Annotated in this window: 5 protein-coding genes and 1 pseudogene; 3 read left to right on the forward strand and 3 right to left on the reverse strand. The window is 69.3% G+C overall.

Annotation, left to right across the window (positions count from 1 at the left end; genetic code table 11):
• Positions 1–327 (forward strand): annotated as a pseudogene (locus JF597_RS50125) (MFS transporter); the annotation flags it as partial.
• Here the strand turns inward: JF597_RS50125 and JF597_RS50130 are convergent.
• From JF597_RS50130 to JF597_RS50140, 3 genes are all read right to left on the reverse strand, one after another.
• The gene (locus tag JF597_RS50130) at positions 328–450 is read right to left on the reverse strand and encodes a hypothetical protein (protein WP_294012900.1); all 123 of its coding nucleotides are present in this window, start codon (positions 448–450) and stop codon (positions 328–330) included. It abuts the pseudogene before it with no gap.
• Positions 451–631: 181 nt separating this feature from the next.
• Positions 632–1099, reverse strand: a complete 468-nt coding sequence (locus tag JF597_RS50135) for a hypothetical protein (RefSeq protein ID WP_294012902.1) — start codon at positions 1097–1099, stop codon at positions 632–634.
• Between the two features lie 123 nt (positions 1100–1222).
• Positions 1223–2212, reverse strand: a complete 990-nt coding sequence (locus JF597_RS50140; RefSeq protein ID WP_294012904.1) for a hypothetical protein — start codon at positions 2210–2212, stop codon at positions 1223–1225.
• A gap of 652 nt (positions 2213–2864) precedes the next feature.
• Between JF597_RS50140 and JF597_RS50145 the strand changes: the two genes are divergently transcribed.
• On the forward strand, positions 2865–3170 hold the full coding sequence (locus JF597_RS50145; protein WP_294012907.1) for an MSMEG_0570 family nitrogen starvation response protein: 306 nt from the start codon (positions 2865–2867) through the stop codon (positions 3168–3170).
• Positions 3167–4150, forward strand: a 984-nt coding sequence (locus JF597_RS50150) for an NAD(P)-binding domain-containing protein (RefSeq protein ID WP_294012910.1), incomplete at its 3' end; no start/stop codon positions are given. The genes JF597_RS50145 and JF597_RS50150, both read left to right, overlap by 4 nt.

The following is a 4150-nucleotide window of genomic DNA, read 5'->3' on the forward strand; positions in this document are numbered from 1 at the left end:
ACACTCGTCGGCGTAGGCGCGCTCGTCCTGTGCGCCGCCCTGCTCGCCTGGGGCGGGGCGCTGCTCTACCCCTTCGAGATGGACACCGTGGTCCGGCTCTCCGGGGAACGGCTCGTGGCCACGTACTACGGCGCCTACAACACCGCCTCCGGCATCGCGATCTCCCTGGGCAATCTGGCCGTCGGGGCGCTGTTCGACACGGGGGAGCGGTGGTTGCCGTGGGCGGTGCTGGCGGCCACCGGGCTGGTGTGCGCGGGGCTGGTGGAACGGCTGCACCGAACAGGCTGTCTCCTGCCGCCACCTGGCGCTGTGCCTGTGTCGGCATAGTCACGGCGGGCACTGCTCGACAGCGTCGGCGATCAGCCGTGCCTCGTCGGCCGGTAAGGGGAAGATGGCCGTGACCGCCCGGATGTCCGACGTCGACCAGGCCCCCATGTCGACGACCGTCACTGTCGTCGACCCTTGCCGTGTCGCCGGCCGCCCGCAGCCTGCGCCGGGGTCGCGTCATACGCCGGTCGGCAGCGTCAGGTCGCCGGGCACACCGGCGTCGAGCCGGTCATGACGGCACGGCCCGCCGGCGCGATGCCGACGGGCCGTGACCTGATACGGAATTACGGCTGGTGCGAGGGCTTCAGCTGATGAAGGAGCCCGGGGCGCAGGCGCTCGAGGTCACCCAGGCGTGCGACTCGATGCTGTTGTTCATGTACACGCCGTTGGTGTAGCGGTTCCGGCCGAGGTCGTCCACGTACTTCTCGCCCGGCAGCAGGCAGCCGTACGCCCTGTCGTCGTATCCCCCGAGGTAGTAGAAGGCCACGACGTCCTTGCCGCCGACGAAACCGCTGTTCATGACCGACGAGGCTCGGTTCACGTCGGAGCCCTGGAAGGGGCCGGCGCTGTCGCCCCACTCGGGGTCGTTGCCGGGGGTGACGCCAAGGAGCGTCCCGCCGCAGTCGGTGCCGTCCCAGGCGCGGACGTTGCCGTCGCGGCCGTGTGCGTTCCAGTTGGCGTTGCAGCCGGGGCCCGCGTGGGCGGCGGCCGGAACGGCGATGCCGAGGGCCGCGAGGCCCAGGGTGGCGAGGGATACGGTCAGTTTGCGCATGACGGATTCCTGTTCTGCTTCCGCCTCGTGGGAGGCGTGGGTGGAGTGACAGTCCGCGAGCGTCGTCGCGGAGTCCGTCCGTGACGCGGGGTCACGGAAGTCTTGGGGCCGGCGCGGCCCGGATCAGGTGCGAGCGGGGACCATGCGCTCGGCGCGGGTGAGGGCCTGCCGCTGCATCCGCAGGTGCGCGTCGAGGGCGTGGCCGTACTTGGCGCTCAGTTCTCCGACGTAGTGGGCCTCGCGCTGCTCGCCGATCGAGCGCAGGGAGACGGAACGGGCGCAGGTGGCGTCGGCGACCGCGATCCGGGTCTCGTTCGCGAAGGTCCTGGCCTCCTCGGCCCGGGTCTGCTCCGCGCTGTGCTCGCGCGTGGACCGGCGGGCCGCGTCGGGGTCGGGGAAGGGGTGGCCCGCCTTGCTCATACAGCGCGACCAGGCGCCCACCGCGCTCTTGAACTCCTCGTCGCGCAGCAGCTTGTCCACGTACAGGGGGCGCAGGTTACGGACGGTCACGTCGGCGCGGAACCATGCCGCCGGATCGCCGTACAGCATCTTCTCGGCCTGGCCGGCGCAGCCGCCGGACTGCTTGGTGATCGTGCCGCCGGACGGTGTCCGCGACTTCAGCAGTACGGCGTCCCGGTCGCCGTCCATCGCGATGTCGTAGGCCTTCTGGCGTGAGTGGGAAAGGGACTTGCGGTAGGCGATGTTGGGGTTGCGCAGGCGAGCGCGGTCCTCCTTCGCCATGATTCGGCTGCCGTAGCCGTGGCTGCGAGCCCAGTCGACGTCGTCCTGGACGTAGCCGACGGGCCGGCTCTCGTCCAGGCTCAGCGGCTTTTCCTCCCAGTAGCGGAAACCCTGTTTCCTCATGCAGCTCGTGATCAGGTGCTGCTCGGCGTCGGAGATCCGCAGGTCCTGGGCGTAGGTGAGTTTCTCGCCGGTCGCGGCGGCGTCGGCCCTCGCGGCCGGTGAGGTGCGGTGTGCCGCGTCGGTCTCCGCCGTACAACCGGTCAGGACGAGCGAAGCCAGCGCGGCGATCGCGCCCACGGTGGTGATCGCGCGTCGCGTGCTGCGTCCGTGCGGTACCACCGTCCGGCGTGGGGCGTCGGTGCGCTTCATCGGCATGCTCCCGTGGCGAGGTCGAACTGGCTTGGTCTTACGTGTCGTTGACGCTGCGGGAGGCACGTCCGTATGACCCTCGGACCACGGTTTTCTTTCTCGCGTGAACGGTCATACGGGGCGGGCGCGAGAGCCGTCCACTCTGCACGCCCACCTGGCTTGCGTAGCGCTCTGGGCCTGACGGAGGCTCTCGACGGTCCCGAGTGGGACGGAGTCGACTCCACGCAACGGGGTGCAGTTCTTCGCCCCGCGAGGCGGTCCGTGTCCAGCCGGTGGTGGATCACCGCGCGTCTGAGCCGTACCTGTGTCGGCGGCGCCCGTGACCTACTTGTACAGGCTGCTTCACCAACTTCCGCAAGGGCACGACCCGCAGCAGCCCACCACGCCCTGCGACTTCACGGCGCGGTTCACCTCTGGCCGAGCGGGTCGAGTGAAAGGCGGTATTCGCCCTGGCCACGGGCCTTCAACGCACCCGATATCGCTTGCATTTTGCCTCATAGGCAACTCTGCGTACGCGAAATCGAACCCACCGTGAGGATTACGTAACCCCGCTTTGTTCCGGATGACGTCGTTCGGTAATTCCCGCTGGCTGAAGTGGTCGTCACAACCAGCGGCGAGGTGTAAAACCTCGGCGCCTCGCATGGAGGATTTCATGCCGGAGCTGTATTTCCATGTGCGCTGGCCCGACGGAGAGACGCAGCGCTGTTACTCACCTTCCACGGTAATCGAGGAATACCTCACCACCGGTGGCGTGTACGAACTCGGTGACTTCGTGGAGCGGAGCCGGACGGCGCTCGGTATCGCCAGCGACCGGGTGCGCGAGAAGTACGGGTTCGCGTGCACCGGGGCGTCCGACCAGCTGGGGCAGATCGAGGAGACCGCTGCCGCGTACGCCGGTCTCGATGGGGCCCAGGTCGCCGTCGAGGCACTGCGCTATGCCGACGGGAGCGCGCGGTGACCGCGCGGCGGCCGGTCGGGGCCCTCCCTCATAGCCAGAAAGGCAGGGGAGGCACCCCCATCCCGGTCGCGGTCATCGGTGGCGGACAGGCCGGTCTGTCGGTCAGTTACTGCCTGCGTGAGCGTGGCATCGAGCATGTCGTCATCGAGCGGAACCGGGTAGGCCAGGAGTGGCGCGAGCGCCGGTGGGACTCGTTCTGCCTGGTGACCCCCAACTGGCAGTGCAGACTGCCCGGCTTCCCCTACCAAGGGGACGACCCGGACGGGTTCATGGTCCGTGAGCAGATCGTTCAGTACCTGGAGGACTACGTCGCCTTCTTCCAGCCCCCGCTGGTGGAGGGAGTGTCCGTCGACGGGCTGCGGCGATCCCCGAGCGGTGTCTTCGAACTGACCACAGCGGATGGCGAGTTCACCGCCGACCAGGTGGTGGTGGCCACCGGCCCGTACCACACGCCCTCCATCCCGCGGATGGCCGAGCGGCTGGCCGCCGGCGTGGAGCAGGTCCACTCCTCCCGCTACCGCAACGCGGACCAGCTTCCCGAGGGCGCCGTCCTGGTGGTCGGCACGGGCCAGTCGGGGTGTCAGATCGCTGAGGATCTGCACCTGGCCGGACGCCAGGTCCACTTGGCCGTCGGCAGCGCGCCGCGTGTGGCCCGTTTCTACCGCGGCCGGGACTGTGTGGCCTGGCTGGACGACATGGGCCACTACGCCAAGGACATCGGCGAGTTCGGCGACGCCGGTGCCGTGCGGATGAGGGTCAACCACTACGTCACCGGGCGGGACGGCGGGCGTGACATCGACCTGCGGGCCTTCGCCCGGGACGGAATGCGGCTGTACGGGCGGCTGACCGGCATCGAGGGGACGCGGCTGGACTTCGCCGACGACCTCAAGATCAACCTCGACCGTGCGGACGCGGTGGCCGAGGGCATCAAGGACAGCATCGACGCGTACATCGCCGCGCAGGGGATCAACGCCCCGGAC

This window comes from Streptomyces sp., from assembly GCF_019510245.1.
Lineage (GTDB): Bacteria > Actinomycetota > Actinomycetes > Streptomycetales > Streptomycetaceae > Streptomyces.